Here is a 17,607-nt window from a genome sequence, read left to right on the forward strand (position 1 = left end):
TGCGTCACGCCGGGTCGCGGTTCACGGGTTGCCGGCAGGCTTGGAGGGATCGGCGGCCGGCTTGGCAAGCTCCCGATTGTCGACATAGCGGATCATGATCGGCCGGCCGGCCAGCGCGCCGCCGAGCCCGCCGGTGAATTTGAGCGGCAGGCAGGCGTCAAGCGAGGCGTTGATGGCGTTGAGGTACGTCGTTCGGGTGCCTGCCGAGATGCCCCGCGTTGAGAAGGTCAGCCGCGGCGCGCCGATCATCTCGCCCGATCGCTTGAAGCTGAAGCGCACCGACATCTGCATGCCCTCGCGCGCGTCGTCCGACGGCGGCGGCGCCCAGCAGGCGCGCAGCGCGGCAAACAGATCGCCGATGGTATCGAGATCATGATCCGGCTTGCGGTACTTCTCGGCCTGCCCCTCGGGCGGCACAGTCAGGATCGTGAGCTGAAGATTTTCGCCGTACGGATAATCCATCTCGGGAAAGCAGGGCCCGTGATTGAGCACGCTGCAAGTGGACGGCGTGCAGGGCCCTTCGTCGAGCACGCTGCAAGGCGTGTGCGCGAACGGCGCCGGGTTGGTCTGCTGCCGTTGCTGGGCGCCGGCGGTGCCCGCGAGGCCGAAGACCAACACGGCAAAAGCGAGGCAGATGACGACGCGTCGGAACATGCGGCCAAAACCCGGGATGCGTTCCGGGGAAAATGGTACCGCAGCCGAACCGGAGCAAGCGGGGCCGTGTTCAATTCCCTGCGCGCGTCAGCCCCATCCTCAACTGTCTTCGCCCGGCTCGACCGGGCGATCCAGTATTCCAGAGACGGCGGTGATTGAAGGGAGAAGCCGAGGCGTACTGGGTCCCCCGGTCGAGCCGGGGCCGACGAGTGGATTGTGCGCAAGTGCACGGCTTGTTCCACGCGTCGTCCCGCGAAAGCCGGGACCCATACGCCGCGGCCGATGCTGTTGAAGGGACTCGTCGTCCCACCATCGCGCAACAATGACCATCGGTGGCTATGGGTCCCCGGCTTTCGCCGGGACGACGGCGGTGAATGTGGACTCACGCCTTCTTCTTCACGTCCTTGACGTTGGAGAAGGTGATGCCCTCGGCGCGCTCGCGGGTGTAGCCGAGATAGAACTCGTTCTTGGCCATGAACACCGGATCGCCGTCGACGTCGTCGGCGATGCCGGAATTGTTGGCGGAGATGAAAGCGTCGAGCGCCTTGCGGTCGTCAGATGAGATCCAGCGCGCCAGCGAGAATTCAGAGACCTCGAACTCGACCGGCAGCGAATATTCCGCATCGAGCCGCGCCTTCAGCACGTCGAGCTGCAGCGGACCGACCACGCCGACCAGCGCCGGCGCGCCGTCGCGCGGGCGGAACACCTGCACGACGCCCTCCTCCGACATCTGCTGCAAGGCTTCCTTGAGCTTCTTCGCCTTCATCGCATCAGTGAGGCGAACACGGCGGACGATTTCCGGCGCAAAGCTCGGCACGCCGACGAAGGTCAGATCCTCGCCTTCGGTCAGGGTGTCGCCGATCCGCAAGGTGCCGTGATTGGGAATGCCGACGACGTCGCCGGCGAACGCCTCGTCCGCCACCGAGCGGTCCTGCGCGAAGAAGAATTGCGGGCTCGACAGGCTCATGTTCTTGCCGGTGCGCACCAGCTTGGCCTTCATGCCGCGACTGAGCTTACCCGAGCACAGCCGGGCGAACGCGATGCGGTCGCGGTGGTTCGGATCCATGTTGGCCTGGATCTTGAACACGAACGCGCTCATGCGCGGCTCGGCCGCCTCGACCTTGCGCAGATCGGAATCCTGCGCGCGCGGCGCGGGCGCGAACTTACCGAGCCCCTCAAGCAGGTCGCCGACGCCGAAATTGCGCAGCGCGCTGCCGAAATAGACCGGCGTCAGATGGCCTTCGCGGAACGCCGCGAGCTCGAACGGCTTGCAGGCCTCCGACGCCAGCGCGAGCTCGTCCTTGACTTCGGCAACGTCGAGATTGGGGTTGCGCTTGCCGAGATCGGCGATGTCGATCTGCTCGGTGGCGCCGGTCTTGGCGCCGCCGCCCTCGAGCAGCCGGACGCCGCCGTTGACGACGTCGTAGGTGCCGAGGAAGTCGCGGCCGCGGCCGACCGGCCAGGTCATCGGCGTGGTGTCGAGCGCCAGCGTCTTCTCGATCTCGTCCAAAAGCTCGAACGTGTCGCGGCTCTCGCGGTCCATCTTGTTGATGAAGGTGATGATCGGGATGTCGCGCAGCCGGCACACCTCGAACAGCTTTCGGGTGCGCGCCTCGATGCCCTTGGCGGCGTCGATCACCATGACCGCGGAGTCGACCGCGGTCAGCGTGCGGTAGGTGTCTTCCGAAAAGTCCTCGTGGCCCGGCGTGTCCAGCAGGTTGAACACCAGCTCGTTGAATTCGAAGGTCATCACCGAGGTGACGACTGAGATGCCGCGCTCGCGCTCGATCTTCATCCAGTCCGAACGCGTGTTGCGCCGCTCGCCCTTGGCCTTGACCTGGCCCGCGAGGTTGATGGCGCCGCCGAACAGCAGCAGCTTTTCCGTCAGCGTGGTCTTGCCGGCGTCCGGGTGCGAGATGATCGCAAAGGTGCGCCGTCGCGCTACTTCTTCTGACAGCGGCGAGCGGGACGGCGATTCGGTGGTTGCAGCGGTATCGGACATGGCGGGGCAGCGTTTGACAGGGAAAACGGGCGCAATCAAGGGCGTTTTGTCGCAATGCGCCGTGGCCACACCACCCCATATAGGCATGAGAGGGACGACCTTCTCCTCACCATACCATCTGCGGGGACGACCCTGCCTAATCCGGAGGGTTTGTTATGGCTTGGGCCATTCTGTTCACCGCAGGCCTGCTCGAGATCGGCTGGGCGATCGGGCTGAAATACACCGAGGGGTTCTCTCGGCTGGTGCCGTCGGTGCTGACGCTGGCGGCGATGGCCGGCAGCATCCTCCTGCTCGGCATCGCGTTGAAGACGCTGCCGATCGGAACCGCCTATGCGGTCTGGACCGGCATCGGCGCGGTCGGCACCGCGGCGCTCGGCATCATCCTTCTCGGCGAACCCGCGACCGCGATGCGGCTCGCAAGCATCGGGCTGATCGTGTCCGGCATCGTCGGGCTGAAGCTGGTCAGCTGATCACTTCAATACCTGCACGGCCCAATAGCTCGCAGCCGCGACCGCGGCGGACGCCGGGATCGTGATCACCCAGGCATAGACGATCGAGCTCGCCACGTTCCAGCGCACGGCGGAGAGACGCCGTGCGGCGCCGACGCCGACGATGGCGCCGGTGATGGTGTGGGTGGTCGACACGGGAACCCCGAGATAGGTCGCGATGAACAGCGTCGCGGCGCCGCCGGTCTCGGCGCAAAACCCCTGCATCGGCGTCAGCTTGGTGATCCGCAGCCCCATGGTACGGACGATCCGCCAGCCGCCCATCAGGGTGCCCAGCGCCATCGCGCTCTGGCAGGCCAGCACCACCCAGAACGGGATTTCGAAGCTGTCGCCGAGATGGCCCTGCGAATAGAGCAACACGGCGATGATGCCCATGGTCTTCTGCGCGTCGTTGCCGCCATGGCCGAGCGAATAGAGCGAGGCCGAGGCGAATTGCAGGATGCGAAAGGCGCGATCGACCGCGAACGGCGTCGAGCGCACCGAGAGCCAGGACACGATCGCGACCAGCACCAGCGCCAGCAGGAAGCCGACCAGCGGCGACAGCACGATCGCGAGCAAGGTTTTGGAGAGCCCGCTCCACACCGCAGCCGAAATGCCCGCCTTGGCCATGCCGGCGCCGACCAGGCCGCCGATCAGGGCGTGCGAGCTCGATGACGGAATCCCCAAGCCCCAGGTGATCACGTTCCAGACGATGGCGCCGACCAGCGCCGCGAAGATCACGGTCGCGTCCACCACCGACGGGTCGATGATCCCGGTGCCGATCGTATTGGCGACGTGCAGGCCGAACACCGCGAAGGCGACGAAATTGAAAAAAGCCGCCCAGAACACCGCATATTGCGGCCGCAGCACCCTGGTCGAGACGATGGTCGCGATCGAGTTCGCAGCATCGTGCAGGCCGTTCAGGAAGTCGAACAGCAGCGCGACCGCGATCAGGATGGTCAGGACCGGAAGACCCAGCGTGGCGTCCACGTGATGGCCCGCCTTACACTTGCTCAATGACGATGGAGTTGATCTCGTTGGCGACGTCGTCGAACCGGTCGGCCACCTTCTCGAGGTGATCGTAGATCTCCGCGCCGACGATGAAGTCCATCGTGTTGGCGTCGCGGTGCTTCAGAAACAGTTCCTTGAGCCCGATGTCATGAAGATCGTCGACCCGGCCCTCGAGCTTGGTCAGCTCCTCGGTGATCTGGGTCAGCATCGAGACGTTGTGGCCGATCGACTGCAGCAGCGGCAGCGCGCGGACGACCAGATTGGCGCATTCCACGATAAGGGTGCCGATCTCTCGCATCGGCGGCTCGAACTCGCGCACCTCGAACAGCATGACCGCCTTCGCGGTCGCCTGCATCTGGTCGACCGCGTCATCCATTGAGGTGATCAGGTTCTTGATATCGCCGCGGTCGAACGGGGTGATGAAGGTGCGGCGGACCGCGGTCAGCACCTCGCGGGTCACGCTGTCGGCGTCGTTCTCGAACTGGTTGACGCGCTGGCAGAAGACCGGCGTCTCCTCGCCGCCCCGCAGCATGTCCTGCAGCGCCTTCGCGCACTGCACGGAAGTCTGGGCGTGGCGGGCGAACAGGTCGAAAAATCGCTCTTCCTTGGGCAGAAAGGCGCGAAACCAGCGCAGCATGACTCAAGTTCCATCATTCCGGGACAGCCCTTTTAGCGACTGTCACAGAACTGTCATAGAGCATCTGGCTGGGAAAACACCTGACACGACCGCCCGAACGGGCGGTCGTCCACCGCTATATCGGCCGAAATTCGCCCGCCCGTCCTACAGCGACCGCCGCAGCAGATGGGCCAGCTCGCCGACCAGGCCACGCCGGAACAGCAGCACGCAGGCCACGAAGATCACGCCCTGGATCACCGTCACCCACTGGCCGAAACCGGCGAGATATTGCTGCATGGCGATGATCACGAATGCGCCGACCACGGGACCGAAGATGGTGCCGAGGCCGCCGACCAGCGTCATCAGCACGATCTCGCCGGACATCGACCAGTGCACGTCGGTGAGCGAGGCATTCTGCGCCACGAACACTTTCAGCGAGCCGGCAAAGCCCGCCAGCGTGCCCGACAGGATGAAGGCGAGCAGCTTGTACTGGTCGGTCTTGTAGCCGAGCGAGATCGCGCGCGGCTCGTTCTCGCGGATCGACTTCAGCACTTCGCCGAACGGCGAGTTGATGGTCCGGTAGATCAGCAGGAAACCGGCCAGGAATCCGGCCAGCACGACATAATAGAGCACCATCGGCTTCGAGAGGTCGAAGATGCCGAGCAGGTGGCCCTGCGGGATGCCCTGGATGCCGTCCTCGCCATGGGTGAACGGCGCCTGCAGATAGAGGAAGTAAAGCAGCTGCGACAGCGCCAGCGTGATCATCGAGAAGTAGATGCCCTGCCGCTTGATCGAGATGTAGCCGGTGACGAGGCCGAGCAAGGCGGCGGCGGCGGTGCCGACCACGATGCCGAGTTCCGGCGGCAGGCCCCACACCTTCAGCGCATGCGCCGAGACGTAGCCGGCGGTGCCGAGGAACATGGCGTGGCCGAACGACAGCAGGCCGCCATAGCCGATCAGGAGGTTGAAGGCGCAGGCGAGCAGCGCAAAGCACAGCGCCTGCATCACGAAGAAAGGATAGATCCCGGTGAACGGCACGATTGCCAGCAGCACCGCCATCACGGCGAATACGATCATCTCGTCGCGCATCGCGCGCGGCGTCATCGGAAGTGTATCGTCGGTCAATGCTGACATATCAGGCCGCCCGTCCCGTCAGTCCCGTTGGCTTCACCAGCAACACCACCACCATCAGGACAAACACCACGGTGTTGGAGGCTTCGGGATAAAAAAACTTGGTCAGTCCCTCGATCACGCCGAGCGCGAAGCCGGTGATGATCGAGCCCATGATCGAGCCCATGCCGCCGATCACGACCACCGCGAACACCACGATGATGAGGTCGGCGCCCATCAGCGGACGGACCTGGTTGATCGGCGCCGACAAGACGCCGGCGAGCGCGGCAAGGCCGACGCCGAGCCCGTAGGTCAGCGTGATCATGCGCGGCACGTTGATGCCGAAGGCGCGCACCAGCGTCGGATTCTCGGTGGCGGCGCGCAGGTAGGCGCCGAGCTGCGTCTTCTCGATCAGGAACCAGGTGGCAAGGCACACCACCAGCGAGAAGATGACGACCCAGCCGCGATAGATCGGCAGGAACATAAAGCCGAGGTTGACGCCGCCCTTGAGCTGGTCGGGTATCGAGTAAGGCAGGCCCGAGGAGCCGAAATAGTTCTGGAACACGCCCTGCACGATCAGTGCGATGCCGAACGTCAGCAGCAGTCCGTAGAGATGGTCGAGCCCGGCGAGCCATTGCAGCATGGTGCGTTCGAGGATCATGCCGAAGATGCCGACGATGACGGGCGCGATGATCAGCGCCCACCAGTAGTTGATGCCGCCCAGATTGAGCAGGAAGTACGCCACGAAGGCGCCCATCATGTAGAGCGCGCCGTGCGCGAAATTGATGATGTTGAGCATGCCGAAGATGACGGCGAGCCCCAGACTGAGCAGCGCGTAGAACGAGCCGTTGATCAGTCCCACCAGAAGCTGTGCGTAGAGAGCCTGCATCGAATGAGCTTTCGCTTAAATAGATGAAGCCCGCCGGCCACGCGCATGGCCCGGCGGGCGTGATCGTCACTTCTTCAGAAGCGCACAGGTGCTCTTGTCGAGCGGCGTGAAGGCCTGGTTGCCCGGCACGGTGCCGACCAGCTTGTAGAAGTCCCACGGTCCCTTGGACTCCGAGGGCTTCTTGACTTCGAACAGATAGGCGTCGTGGGTGACGCGACCGTTGGCCTCGACCTCGCCCTTGCCGAACAGCGGATCGTCGGTCGGGATCGTCTTCATCTTCGCGACCACCTTGGCGCCGTCATGCGGATTGCCGCCGAGCGCTTCCAGCGCCTTGAAATAATGCAGCAGGCCCGCATAGACGCCGGCCTGCACCATGGTCGGGGGCGCGCCGCTCTTCAACTTCTCGGAGAAGCGCTTCGAGAACGCGCGGGTGTTGTCGTTGAGGTCCCAGTAGAACGTCTCGGTGAAGTTGAGGCCCTGCGCGGTCTCGAGCCCGATCGCCTTGACGTCGGTGAGGAACAGCAAGAGCGCGGCGAGCTTCTGGCCGCCCTTGACGATGCCGAACTCGGCGGCCTGCTTGATCGAGTTGGTGGTGTCGCCGCCGGCATTGGCGAGACCGATGATCTTGGCCTTGGAGGCCTGCGCCTGCAGCAGGAACGAGGAGAAATCCGCGGTGTTGAGCGGATGCTTGACGCCGCCGACCACCTTGCCGCCATTGGCGGTGATGACCGCGGTGGTGTCGCGCTCCAGCGCGGCGCCGAACGCATAGTCCGCGGTCAGGAAGAACCAGGTGTCGCCGCCCGCCTTCACCAGCGCCTGGCCGGTGGCATGCGCCAGCATGTAGGTGTCGTAGGTCCAGTGCACCGTGTTCGGCGTGCACTGCGCGTTGGTCAGATCCGAGGTCGCGGCACCCGAATTGATGTAGACGCCGTTCTTTTCCTTGACGACGTTGTTGACCGCGAGCGCGACGCCGGAATTCGGCACGTCGACGATGGTATCCACCTTGTCGACGTCGAACCACTGGCGCGCGATGGTGGTGCCGATGTCGGGCTTGTTCTGGTGATCGCCGGAGACCAGGTCGATGGTCCAGCCCTTGGCCTTGAGGCCGGAATCCTCGATCGCCATCTGGGCCGCCAGCGTCGAGCCGGGGCCGGCAAGGTCCGCATAGAGGCCGGACTGATCCGACAACACGCCGATCTTGACGACCTTGTCGTCGGCAGAGGCCACGCCGCCGACGCTGAGCGCGATCGCGGTGCCGAGCAGAAGCGCAGAAATCGTGTTCTTCATGGGTATTTCCTCAGTTCTAAATTTTCTGGCTCGAGCGAGTTCAGACGCCGAGATAGGTATGCAGCTTGTCCATATTGGCCGACAGCTCCGAATTGGCGAAGCCATCGATCACCTTGCCGTGCTCGACGATGTAGTAGCGGTCGGCCACCGTCGAGGCGAAACGGAAATTCTGCTCGACCAGCAGGATCGTGAAGCCCTGCGACTTCAGGCGCGCAATGGTGTGCCCGATCTGCTGGATGATGACCGGGGCCAGGCCTTCGGTCGGCTCGTCCAGCATCAAAAAGCGCGCGCCGGTGCGCAGGATGCGCGCAATCGCCAGCATCTGCTGCTCGCCGCCGGACAGCTTGGTGCCTTGGCTGTTGAGACGCTCCTTCAGGTTCGGAAACAGCGTGAAGATCTGGTCGAGCGGCAGGCCGCCCGGACGCACCACCGGCGGCAGCATCAGATTCTCGCGCACGTCGAGGCTCGAGAAGATGCCGCGCTCCTCGGGACAGAATGCAATTCCCATCCGCGCGATCTTGTCCGAGGTGGCGCGGATGATCTCCTTGTTGTCGAAGCGGATCGAGCCGGAGCGCTTGTTGATGACGCCCATGATCGACTTCAGCGTGGTGGTCTTGCCGGCGCCGTTGCGGCCAAGCAGGGTCACCACCTCGCCGGCCTTCACGTTGAAATTGATGCCGTGAAGGATGTGCGATTCGCCGTACCAGGCCTGCAGGTCCTGGATCGTCAGCACCTCGGCGCCGGTCGCAGCCACGGGCCTTTCCGCCAGTTTTGCCTCAGCCATGACCCGCTCCCAGATAGGCTTCCTTCACGCGCTCGTCCTTGGAGAGGTCGGCGTAATTGCCCTCCGCCAGCACCTGCCCGCGCGTCAGCACGGTGATGATGTCGGAGAGATTGGCCACCACCGAGAGGTTATGTTCGACCATCAGGATGGTGTATTTGGCCGAGATCCGCTTGATCAGCGCCGCGATCTTGTCGATGTCCTCGTGCCCCATGCCGGCCATCGGTTCGTCGAGCAGCATCATCTCGGGGTCGAGCGCCAGCGTCGTTGCAATTTCAAGTGCGCGCTTGCGGCCGTACGGCATCTCGACCGCCGGCGTGTTGGCGAATTCGCTCAAGCCGACGTCGTTCAAGAGCTCATGGGCGCGCGGATTGAAGCGGTCGAGCACGCTTTTCGAACGCCAGAAATCGAATGACGAGCCATGCTGGCGCTGCAGCGCGACGCGCACGTTTTCGAGCGCGGTCAGATGCGGAAATACCGCCGAAATCTGAAACGAGCGGACCAGCCCGAGCCGCGCCACGTCGGCCGGCGGCATCGCGGTGATGTCCTGGCCCTTGTAGCGAATCTGCCCGCCCGACGGCTTCAGGAATTTGGTCAGCAGATTGAAACAGGTGGTCTTGCCGGCGCCGTTCGGCCCGATCAACGCGTGGATACTGCCGCGACGCACCTTGAGCGCGACGTCGCGAACGGCAAAGAAACCGGCGAATTCCTTGGTCAATCCGCTGGTTTCGAGGATGAACTCATCGGCCAAATAGATTCCCCCATACGCCATCGCCGCGAAGCCCCTCGCCCGCGTGGCCAGCTTTTTTCATGTCCGACAGGTTGTCCGCACGTCTTGGAAACCGTCCGGGGCCTGTCGCCTCCGGGCCGGAATATGCCGTCATCTGCGGCGGTTACGCAAGGTGGAAAGCTGTGCGGTGCAGTATCGGCACAAGCGGTTCCTGTTGATCCTTAGTCGAATGGCATTCGAGCGCGCTTTGCGCCTCGGAAAGTCACCATTAAGCCTGTTTTGCTCCGGACTTTCCCTTTCATAGAATATTTCCGCCTCTCGCCGAAACTCCCGGCCATTGCATGATGAACGGCTAGAGCCTTGCATTTCGAAAGCACCAATTCCCCGGCCATCAAGTCGGTCCAACAACGTGACCTTCTGAGCACGCGGCTGCGGCTTTATGTCCGCAGCCAGGCCACCCCTCGCATCCCGCCCCGGGATGTGCGTCAGTTCGGTTAGCCAATGCCATTCGCGAGTGCCGATCCATCAGTGATCAAATCGATCACGCAGCGGGTGCTGCTGAACGCCTGGTTGCGCGCGCTGCGCATGCCGGACACCCTTCCTTTGCTGTGCGACTTCCACACTGACGGCAGCACCGAGGAGCGCGCCGACATGATGGGCTTCGACGTCGAGGGCAGCGGCGAGGACGCCCGCTTCATCATCACGCAGGAAGGCGCGCGGCTGACCACCGCCTATGGCAACGAGCATGTCGAGCCTCAGCTGCGCACCAACCGCTATCTCGATGATGCGATCGGCCCGGAGCGCTACGCCGGCGTCATCCTGTCCTATCGCGCCTGCCTGGCGCGCAAGCGTCCGACCTATACCGTCGCTGAAGTCACCGACGCCGACGGCAAGGACGTATCCTATGAACGGCTGCTGCTGCCGTTCGGACGCGGCGAGCGCGTCGAGCACATCATCGGCTCCTACAAGGCGATCAGCATCGAGGGCGGCTTCCGGCTGCACAACCTGATGGGCGTGAAGGCGAAATCGGTTCCGGTCGTCACCGTGCGGGCCGTGATCGACCGCAGGTTCGTGCCGGCGGATCGTCCGGCGAGCCGGGATTCGGTTGAGCTGATCTAGCTCCGGGACGCATACTCATAGCCGTTTGCTGGCTGGTTCGTCCCGACACCGACCGCCTTTGCGCAACCGCAGCAAATGTCGCGATCGACCAACGGCGCTGTGCCGCAATGCCGTTCGTCTGAATTCAGATGTGCCTACCAAGTTGGAAGCTGCGGCGTTCGTTGAAGTGAAATTGGCGGGAACGTTTTCTCATACTCAGCCAAATAGTGTTCAAGCGGCTTTGCCACTCCCGTTACGCGCAATTCACACGTGTCTCTGTTCACGATGATCGGAGCGTTGCCGACGAGTTGGGCTGAGGGATTGCCATCATCGAGAAATTCTGCGGATTGGTAGAAGAATATCCAGCCATATGGCTTCGCGATCGTGGCCTCACGCACGATGCGCGCCTCTCCCTCGAAAAGGATATCCACCCAAGCGGTTGCGAGTGCTGCCGCCTTATCGAAGTCCATGGTCAGTGTCTCATCAGTTTTGCAGCGAGCATCAGCCCTTCTGGCGCGCCTTCGCCGGCACTTCCTTGGCGTAGATGTCCGGCTTGAAGCCGACGACGCGCTTCGGTCCGAGATCCAGCACCGGGCGCTTGATCATCGAGGGCTGCTCGGCCATCAGCGCCAGCGCCTTGCGCTCGTTCAAGCCTTCCTTGTCGGAATCGGGCAGCTTCTTGAAGGTGGTGCCGGCGCGGTTGAGCAGCGTCTCCCAGCCGACCTCCTCGCTCCACTGCTTGAGCTTGTCCTTGGCGATCCCTGCGGTCTTGTAATCGTGGAAGTCGTAAGCGACGCCGTGATCGTCGAGCCAGGCGCGCGCCTTCTTCATGGTGTCGCAGTTCTTGATGCCATAGATGGTGATGGTCAAAGCCGTTCCCCGCATGCGATTGCAGCGGGCAAACTAGCCTCGCAGCCATCGCAGCGCCAGATCGGAGCGATCAGGTCTCCACACCGATCTCGGCATCGTCCGTGTCAGACCTTGCTGACGTCGATGATGGCCTGGACGAACGCCTGCGGCGCTTCCTGCGGCAGGTTGTGGCCGATGCCGCCGGCGAGCTGCCGATGCTCGTAATGCCCGGAGAACTTCTTGGCATAGGCGGCGGGCTCCGGATGCGGCGCGCCGTTGGCGTCGCCCTCCATGGTGATGGTCGGGATCGTGATCACGGGTGCCTGGGCCAGCGTCTTCTCGAACGCGTCGTACTTCGCCTCGCCCTCGGCGACACCAAGCCGCCAGCGGTAATTGTGGATCACGATATCGACATGGTCGGGGTTTTCGAAGGCGGCCGCGCTGCGGTCGTAGGTCGCGTCGTCGAACTTCCACTGCGGCGAGGCGAGCTGCCAGATCAGCTTGTTGAAGTCGTGCCGGTTCTTGGCATAGCCCTCGCGGCCGCGCTCGGTCGCGAAATAGAACTGGTACCACCATTGCAGCTCGGCCTTCGGCGGCAGCGGCACCTTGCCGGCCGCCTGGCTGCCGATCAGATAGCCGCTGACCGAGACCATGGCCTTGCAGCGCTCGGGCCAGAGCACTGCCATGATGTTGGCGGTGCGCGCACCCCAGTCGTAGCCGCCGAGCACGGCCTTCTCGATCTTCAGGGCGTCCATCAGCGCAATGATGTCGGCGGCGACCGCGACCGGCTGGCCGCTGCGCATCGTGTCGCTGGAGAGGAAGCGCGTGGTGCCATAGCCGCGCAGATGCGGCACGATCACGCGATAGCCAGCCTCGGCCAGCGCCGGCGCGACGTCGGCATAGCTGTGGATGTCGTAGGGCCAGCCGTGCAGCAGGATGACGGCGGGACCTGAGGCCGGCCCCATCTCGACATAACCGATGTCAAGCACGCCGGCATTGATCTGCTTGACCGGACCGATCGTCGTGTGGCCGCCCGCCTTGACCGCTGCTGGCGCCGGCTTGGATTGCGCACTGGCCGATCCGATCAAGCCGAACCGAGAAACGGCGAGGATCCCGCCGGCGATGCCGAGGAAGCGGCGGCGGTGCGGATTGATGGATTGGGACATGGCGATCTCCTTAAGTCTGGTGTCGGGATTGAATATTGCAGAGACCGAACCCGTCCGCTTTGAGAGGACGTGGATTTGTCCTTCAGACCGTCGTGATTTTGGCTCCGCCCGGCCTGTGCTAGGTTCCGCCGCGGATTCAGCCGCCGGCCGCCGGACTCTTCGATTTGACCTACCATTTCAACGACTTGACCCTCGATTCCGAGCGCCGGGAGCTGCGCCGCGGCGATGCCCTGGTGGCCGTCGAGCCGCAAGTCTTCGACCTCCTCGAATTCCTGATCCGGGCCCGCGACCGCGTGGTCAGCCGCGACGAGGTGCTGGCGGCGGTCTGGCACGGGCGGATCGTCTCGGAGGCGACCCTGAGCAGCCGGGTCAACGCCGCGCGAACCGCGATCGGCGACAATGGCGAGCAGCAGCGGCTGATCCGCACCCTGCCCCGCAAGGGTCTCCGCTTCGTCGGCGAAGTCAGGGAGGACGCCGCACCCGTTCGTCCGGTCGCGGACAGCGCCACGCCGGCACGGCCGAGCGAGGGTCCGTCGATCGCGGTGCTGCCCTTCACCAATATGAGCGGCGATCCCGAGCAGGATTATTTCGCCGACGGGATCGCCGAGGACATCACCACCGCGCTGGCGCGTTGCAGCCGCCTCACCGTGATCGCGCGCAACTCGGCCTTCACCTACAAGGGCAAGGCGGTCGATATCCGCCAGGTCGGACGCGAGCTCGGCGTCGGCTATGTGCTCGAGGGCAGTGTTCGCCGCGGCGGCGATCGCCTGCGCATCACCGGACAGTTGATCGACGCCAGCTCCGGCGCGCATCTGTGGGCCGACCGGTTCGACGGCGCGGCGACCGACGTGTTCGACCTGCAAGACCGCATCACCGAGAACGTGGTCGGCGCGATCGAACCGACCATGCTGGTCGCCGAGGCCGAGCGGGTGCGCGCAGCGCCGCCCGACAGACTAGATGCCTACGATCTGCTGCTGCGCGCCTACAGTCTGAGGTATGAGTTCACGCCCGAGAGCATGGAAGCTGCGCTCGACTGCCTCGACCAGGCGCTGACGCTCGATCCGAATTACGCGCCGGCGCTTGCAGCGTCGGCCTATTGCCATGCGATGCGCCATGTCCAGGGCTGGCTGAAGCCTGACGACGCCTACCGGGAGCGCGCGGTCGCGCAGGCCTGGCGCGCGGTCGAGCTTACGCCCGGTGATCCGCAGGTGCTGTGGATGGCGGCGTTCGCGATCTGGAACATGGCCGATGAGATCGAGCCCGCGCGCGAATTGTTCGAGCGCTCGCTTGCGATCAATCCGAACTCGGCGATGGCGCTGGTGCTCGGCGGCTGGGTCGAGGCGATGCGCGGCAACCAGAAGGCCGGCCGCGCCATGATTGAGCGCGCGCAGCGGCTCAACCCGCGTGACCCGCGCGGCTGGTTCGCTTCCGCCGCGCTCGCCATCTGCGCAATGCTCGACGGAGATTTTACTGAGGCGGTGATGTGGGCCGACAAGGCGCTGGCGCAGAACCGCCGCTTCGCAGTGGCGCTGCGCGTCCTGATCGTGGCGCTGGTCAAGACCGGCGAAACCGCGCGCGCGACCCAGATCGCACGCGAGCTGCTCAAGGTCGATCCGGAGTTTTCGATCTCCGGATTCCTGTCACGGATTCCGTTCCCGGTGCAATCGATGTCCGCGACCTATCGCGAGACGCTGAAGGCGGCCGGCGTCCCGGACTGACCGGCGCTTTGCACGTAACCAGCACTGCAAGCGCGAGGTCGTGTTGGTCGCAAGTCGGTCCTGGCCGTGTTTGGCTCCGAGAGCCAAGCCGTCGCATTCATCAAGGCGCGCATCGCCAAGGGGGACGGTCGTCAACGCCGACGAAGCCACCTCTTGGTATGGTCTGCATGAGCGTTTTCGAGATGGATCAACCATCAGGAGGAGGCATACAGCCTCGACGGCGCTTGCACCAATCAGGCTGAGGAGTATTTCAGCCACCTGCGCCGCGCAGAGATCGGCATCCACCAGCATATTGCTGGCGCGGACCTGTCGTGACCTCATGGCGTGAGGACAATCGCCGGGTCTCGAATGGGGATTAGGTGAATCGGATTGCGGCGCTGGCTTTGAAGCGCGGCAAAGCAGCGGCACGTCGAAAAGTAAATCGGACTAGCCGCCGCTTGATTGCATCTTCTTCTTTAAATTCGTCGGAGGCCCGTCTCGATCACCGTGACGGTTTTCGCGGTGCTTGAAGAACGCGTTTTTTTCTTGCTCGGCAGCTTCGGAAAACTTGTCTCATCGCCGTTGGTTTTGGTGGAGCTGTTATCAACCCATGCTTGCTTCATAGCTAGACTTGCTCCATGTCGATGACAGCTGAGTCGCCCGCTTTCTCGACGGCTAAAATACGAAACCTGCTGCGCGTGCCGAACAACGCTTCTCGTTCGGTAAGGGAAAGCCGAGAATGGTTCGACATCGCTACGCAGGGCTCTCATGAATACTGCTGGAGGAAAAGAAGTCGGCAAAATGCATGATTCCTAGGTGCACAAGAGCACCTACCTCAACCAATCATTGAGCAAAATCCCTACCCGCTTAATCTTTAGACATCATTCGTCACCGCGCATGCGCGCTGCAATGCTCACAGCACCGCGCGCAGCCCCGGAACGCGCCGGGCCAGCAATCCGACAACCAGAAAGCTGGCGACGACGCCTATGAGGCTTGCCAGCAGGAATTTCCATTGCGGGGCAACGGACCAATCGTGCATGACGCGCGTCACCGCGATCAGCACAGGGGCGTGCAGGACGTAAACGCCGAAGGCATTGCGGCTGAGGAATCCCGTCACCGGACCCTGCCAGTCGAACAGGTCGCGATACAGCACCACCAACCCCAGGCTGAGCGAGGCGCACGTCGCCGACCGCCAAAAGTCCATGCCAGCCGCCTGCCAATGCCAACCGCCGCCGTAGTCGGCCAGCCGACCTTCGAGGGCTCCCCCGAACACGACGATGGCGGCCCACAGCGCGATGCTCCCCGCCAGCCCGCAGAAAAGCCAGCGCCGCCCTGCACTGCTCGAAATCTGTCGCAGCCAATCGCCCCGCCATGCCGCGACTCCGGCGGCGAACATGAAGGGATATTGCGGCGCGTCGTGAATGGCGATGTTGAGGATGGTGCGGCCGTCCGGCGCCAGCAGCCCCACCGCGAACGTCACGGCGCTCATCGTCAGGACAAAGCCGAGCACAACGGCGAGGCCCGGTACCGGTACCGGTCCCGGGGAAGGCCGGCCGATCGGACGGAATCTGCACTGCAAGGCAAAGCAGCCGGAAAACAGCAACAGCACGAGGCAGAACCAGAGCGGGCCTGAGCCGTCCAGAAGCTGCCCGTCGGAGACGTGGCGCAACCAGTCCTCAATGAAACCCCGGCGCGGCTGCGACCACCATGATCCCGCCACGTAGTACTCGGTCAGCGGTCCGATAAGCCCGATATAAAGCAGCAGAGGTATGCCGAGCCGATACAGCCGTTCCTTCAAGAAGCCGACGACGCCGCGGCGGGCGACCATGCCGGCGGCAAAGTATCCGGCGATGCCGAACAGCAGCCCCATCGAGACGGCGTGCTGAAACGCCTGATAGGCCGCGAAGGCCACCCGGGTGCCCAGGCCCAATGGTGGATGTTCGCGATAGTACCAGCTTCCGAACGGCGAATAGGTGACGGCGGCATGCATGACCACGACCATGCTGATCGCCGACCAGCGCAGATTGTCGATATACAGGAGCCTGTGGGGCGTTGGGCGAACGGGCTGTTCCATGTGCGTCTCCTTTGCGGGACGACCAACATGGTGGCCAAGGCCGGACCGGTCGCGCCGAAAGTCGCAGTCAGGGTCGCCGAAACCCGCAAAGTCTGGCCGTTTGCGACAATCGGTGGCTCAGACCGGCCCGGCCAGGGTCCTTTTGCGGAATGTGCTCGGCGTTTCCCCAGTCACCGCCTTGAACGCGCGATTGAACGGGCCGATCGACTCGAAGCCCGCATCCAGTGCAATCGTCAGGATCGGGACACGCGCCTGGCCGGCATCGGCCAGGGCCGAGCGCGCTTCCGCCAGCCGGTAGGAATTGACGAAGCGGGCGAAGTTGCCGTAGCCGAGCCGCTGATTGATGAGCTGGCGGACGCGGTATTCCGGCGTGTCGAGCCGCTTGGCCAGGCTGGCCATCGTCATGCTGCCGTCGCGGTAGGCCCGCTCCACCTCCATGACCGTCAGCAAACGCCGATAGAGGGCCGCTTCCGCCTCGGTCATTTCAGACGTCGATGCGGTCGGGCTCGATGCCGGTGACGCGGCAGCGACCGCGGAGATCGGGCCTGCCCTCTGCATGCGCAGCAAGGCAGCGGCAAGCGCGATGGCCACCACACCGGGAAGCGCAGGTGTCATCCCGAGATTGCTCGACCCGATCAGCGTGCAGCCCGCGATCGCGAGGCCCAGACCCCATGCGAACACCACCCGATCGCGGCGGCGCATCTCGATCAGGTCGTCGGCCCGGCCCAGCAGCACGCGGCCGATCGCGATCACCACAAGCACGAGAGCGCAGACATGGGTCGCGAGCCAGGCCCATGAAGAGTCGGTGACCACGGACCAGGTGGCAAGCAACGCCATCGCACTCACCGCTGTCCAGCCGATCCATGGCGGCCTCGCCGTGTCGTCGAACACCTCCTCGCTCCAGAGCACGAAGACAGCAGCCGCCATATTGCTCGCCAGCCGCAGCAAGAGGACCCACACTGCCTGGCTGTCGCGAAATTGCGGAGCCGTCTCAATGAGAAACGCAATTCCGCACAGGTCGAAAACAAGGGTGATGCGGCCGAGCCGGCTGTTGCGCAACTGCAGCAGCGCGTCGAGCGCAAGAAGCACCAGCAAAGCGAGGGCCCCGCCGCGAAGACCTGTATCCAGGAGCATCTTCTTCACCAAACTGGTCGACGG

The 17,607-nt window shown here is 64.0% G+C and carries 18 protein-coding genes; 4 read left to right on the forward strand and 14 right to left on the reverse strand.

Annotated elements, in window-relative coordinates; genetic code table 11:
- Positions 1-21 precede the first annotated feature (21 nt).
- Positions 22-654, reverse strand: a complete 633-nt coding sequence (locus ACTUWL_RS00885; protein ID WP_021079817.1) for a hypothetical protein — start codon at positions 652-654, stop codon at positions 22-24.
- Between the two features lie 382 nt (positions 655-1,036).
- A complete protein-coding gene (locus ACTUWL_RS00890) occupies positions 1,037-2,656 on the reverse strand; it encodes a peptide chain release factor 3 (protein ID WP_035651900.1) in 1,620 nt (539 codons plus the stop codon).
- Positions 2,657-2,811: 155 nt separating this feature from the next.
- On the opposite strand from ACTUWL_RS00890, the gene sugE reads away from it, so the two are divergent.
- Positions 2,812-3,126, forward strand: a complete 315-nt coding sequence (gene sugE / locus ACTUWL_RS00895) for a quaternary ammonium compound efflux SMR transporter SugE (RefSeq protein ID WP_021079815.1) — start codon at positions 2,812-2,814, stop codon at positions 3,124-3,126.
- Here the strand turns inward: sugE and ACTUWL_RS00900 are convergent, their stop codons facing one another.
- From ACTUWL_RS00900 to ACTUWL_RS00930, 7 genes are all read right to left on the reverse strand, one after another.
- Positions 3,127-4,131, reverse strand: coding sequence for an inorganic phosphate transporter (locus ACTUWL_RS00900; protein WP_021079814.1), 1,005 nt, complete (start codon positions 4,129-4,131; stop codon positions 3,127-3,129). It lies immediately after the preceding gene.
- Positions 4,132-4,144: 13 nt separating this feature from the next.
- On the reverse strand, positions 4,145-4,789 hold the full coding sequence (locus ACTUWL_RS00905) for a DUF47 domain-containing protein (protein WP_021079813.1): 645 nt from the start codon (positions 4,787-4,789) through the stop codon (positions 4,145-4,147).
- 144 nt (positions 4,790-4,933) lie between these two features.
- Positions 4,934-5,902: a branched-chain amino acid ABC transporter permease gene (locus ACTUWL_RS00910; protein ID WP_021079812.1), complete on the reverse strand. Its 969-nt coding sequence runs from the start codon at positions 5,900-5,902 to the stop codon at positions 4,934-4,936.
- 1 nt (position 5,903) lies between these two features.
- The gene (locus ACTUWL_RS00915; RefSeq protein ID WP_021079811.1) at positions 5,904-6,767 is read right to left on the reverse strand and encodes a branched-chain amino acid ABC transporter permease; all 864 of its coding nucleotides are present in this window, start codon (positions 6,765-6,767) and stop codon (positions 5,904-5,906) included.
- 66 nt (positions 6,768-6,833) lie between these two features.
- Complete coding sequence (locus tag ACTUWL_RS00920) at positions 6,834-8,054, reverse strand: ABC transporter substrate-binding protein (protein ID WP_106939945.1); 1,221 nt, start codon at positions 8,052-8,054, stop codon at positions 6,834-6,836.
- Between the two features lie 40 nt (positions 8,055-8,094).
- A complete protein-coding gene (locus ACTUWL_RS00925) occupies positions 8,095-8,838 on the reverse strand; it encodes an ABC transporter ATP-binding protein (protein WP_021079809.1) in 744 nt (247 codons plus the stop codon).
- Positions 8,831-9,586 (reverse strand): ABC transporter ATP-binding protein, encoded by a 756-nt coding sequence (locus ACTUWL_RS00930; protein ID WP_035651914.1) that lies wholly within the window; start codon positions 9,584-9,586, stop codon positions 8,831-8,833. Before ACTUWL_RS00930 ends, ACTUWL_RS00925 begins: the two co-directional genes overlap by 8 nt.
- A 507-nt stretch (positions 9,587-10,093) precedes the next feature.
- Here ACTUWL_RS00930 and ACTUWL_RS00935 point away from each other — a divergent pair.
- Complete coding sequence (locus tag ACTUWL_RS00935) at positions 10,094-10,684, forward strand: hypothetical protein (protein WP_021079807.1); 591 nt, start codon at positions 10,094-10,096, stop codon at positions 10,682-10,684.
- A gap of 134 nt (positions 10,685-10,818) precedes the next feature.
- Here ACTUWL_RS00935 and ACTUWL_RS00940 read toward each other — a convergent pair whose 3' ends face one another.
- From ACTUWL_RS00940 to ACTUWL_RS00950, 3 genes are all read right to left on the reverse strand, one after another.
- A complete protein-coding gene (locus tag ACTUWL_RS00940; protein ID WP_021079806.1) occupies positions 10,819-11,133 on the reverse strand; it encodes a YrhB domain-containing protein in 315 nt (104 codons plus the stop codon).
- A gap of 31 nt (positions 11,134-11,164) precedes the next feature.
- Complete coding sequence (locus tag ACTUWL_RS00945) at positions 11,165-11,533, reverse strand: ArsC family reductase (RefSeq protein ID WP_106939946.1); 369 nt, start codon at positions 11,531-11,533, stop codon at positions 11,165-11,167.
- A 104-nt stretch (positions 11,534-11,637) separates the two neighbouring features.
- A complete protein-coding gene (locus ACTUWL_RS00950; protein ID WP_021079804.1) occupies positions 11,638-12,678 on the reverse strand; it encodes an alpha/beta fold hydrolase in 1,041 nt (346 codons plus the stop codon).
- 164 nt (positions 12,679-12,842) lie between these two features.
- On the opposite strand from ACTUWL_RS00950, the gene ACTUWL_RS00955 reads away from it, so the two are divergent.
- Together ACTUWL_RS00955 and ACTUWL_RS00960 are read left to right on the forward strand one after the other, a co-directional pair.
- On the forward strand, positions 12,843-14,396 hold the full coding sequence (locus tag ACTUWL_RS00955; RefSeq protein ID WP_021079803.1) for a winged helix-turn-helix domain-containing tetratricopeptide repeat protein: 1,554 nt from the start codon (positions 12,843-12,845) through the stop codon (positions 14,394-14,396).
- Positions 14,397-14,582: 186 nt separating this feature from the next.
- The gene (locus ACTUWL_RS00960) at positions 14,583-14,711 is read left to right on the forward strand and encodes a transposase (RefSeq protein ID WP_081322902.1); all 129 of its coding nucleotides are present in this window, start codon (positions 14,583-14,585) and stop codon (positions 14,709-14,711) included.
- Between the two features lie 577 nt (positions 14,712-15,288).
- Here the strand turns inward: ACTUWL_RS00960 and ACTUWL_RS00965 are convergent.
- Both ACTUWL_RS00965 and ACTUWL_RS00970 read right to left on the reverse strand, forming a co-directional pair.
- The gene (locus tag ACTUWL_RS00965) at positions 15,289-16,449 is read right to left on the reverse strand and encodes an acyltransferase family protein (protein WP_021079802.1); all 1,161 of its coding nucleotides are present in this window, start codon (positions 16,447-16,449) and stop codon (positions 15,289-15,291) included.
- A 117-nt stretch (positions 16,450-16,566) separates the two neighbouring features.
- A complete protein-coding gene (locus tag ACTUWL_RS00970) occupies positions 16,567-17,583 on the reverse strand; it encodes an AraC family transcriptional regulator (protein WP_021079801.1) in 1,017 nt (338 codons plus the stop codon).
- Positions 17,584-17,607 lie beyond the last annotated feature (24 nt).

This window comes from Bradyrhizobium sp. WCU1 (assembly GCF_053474805.1).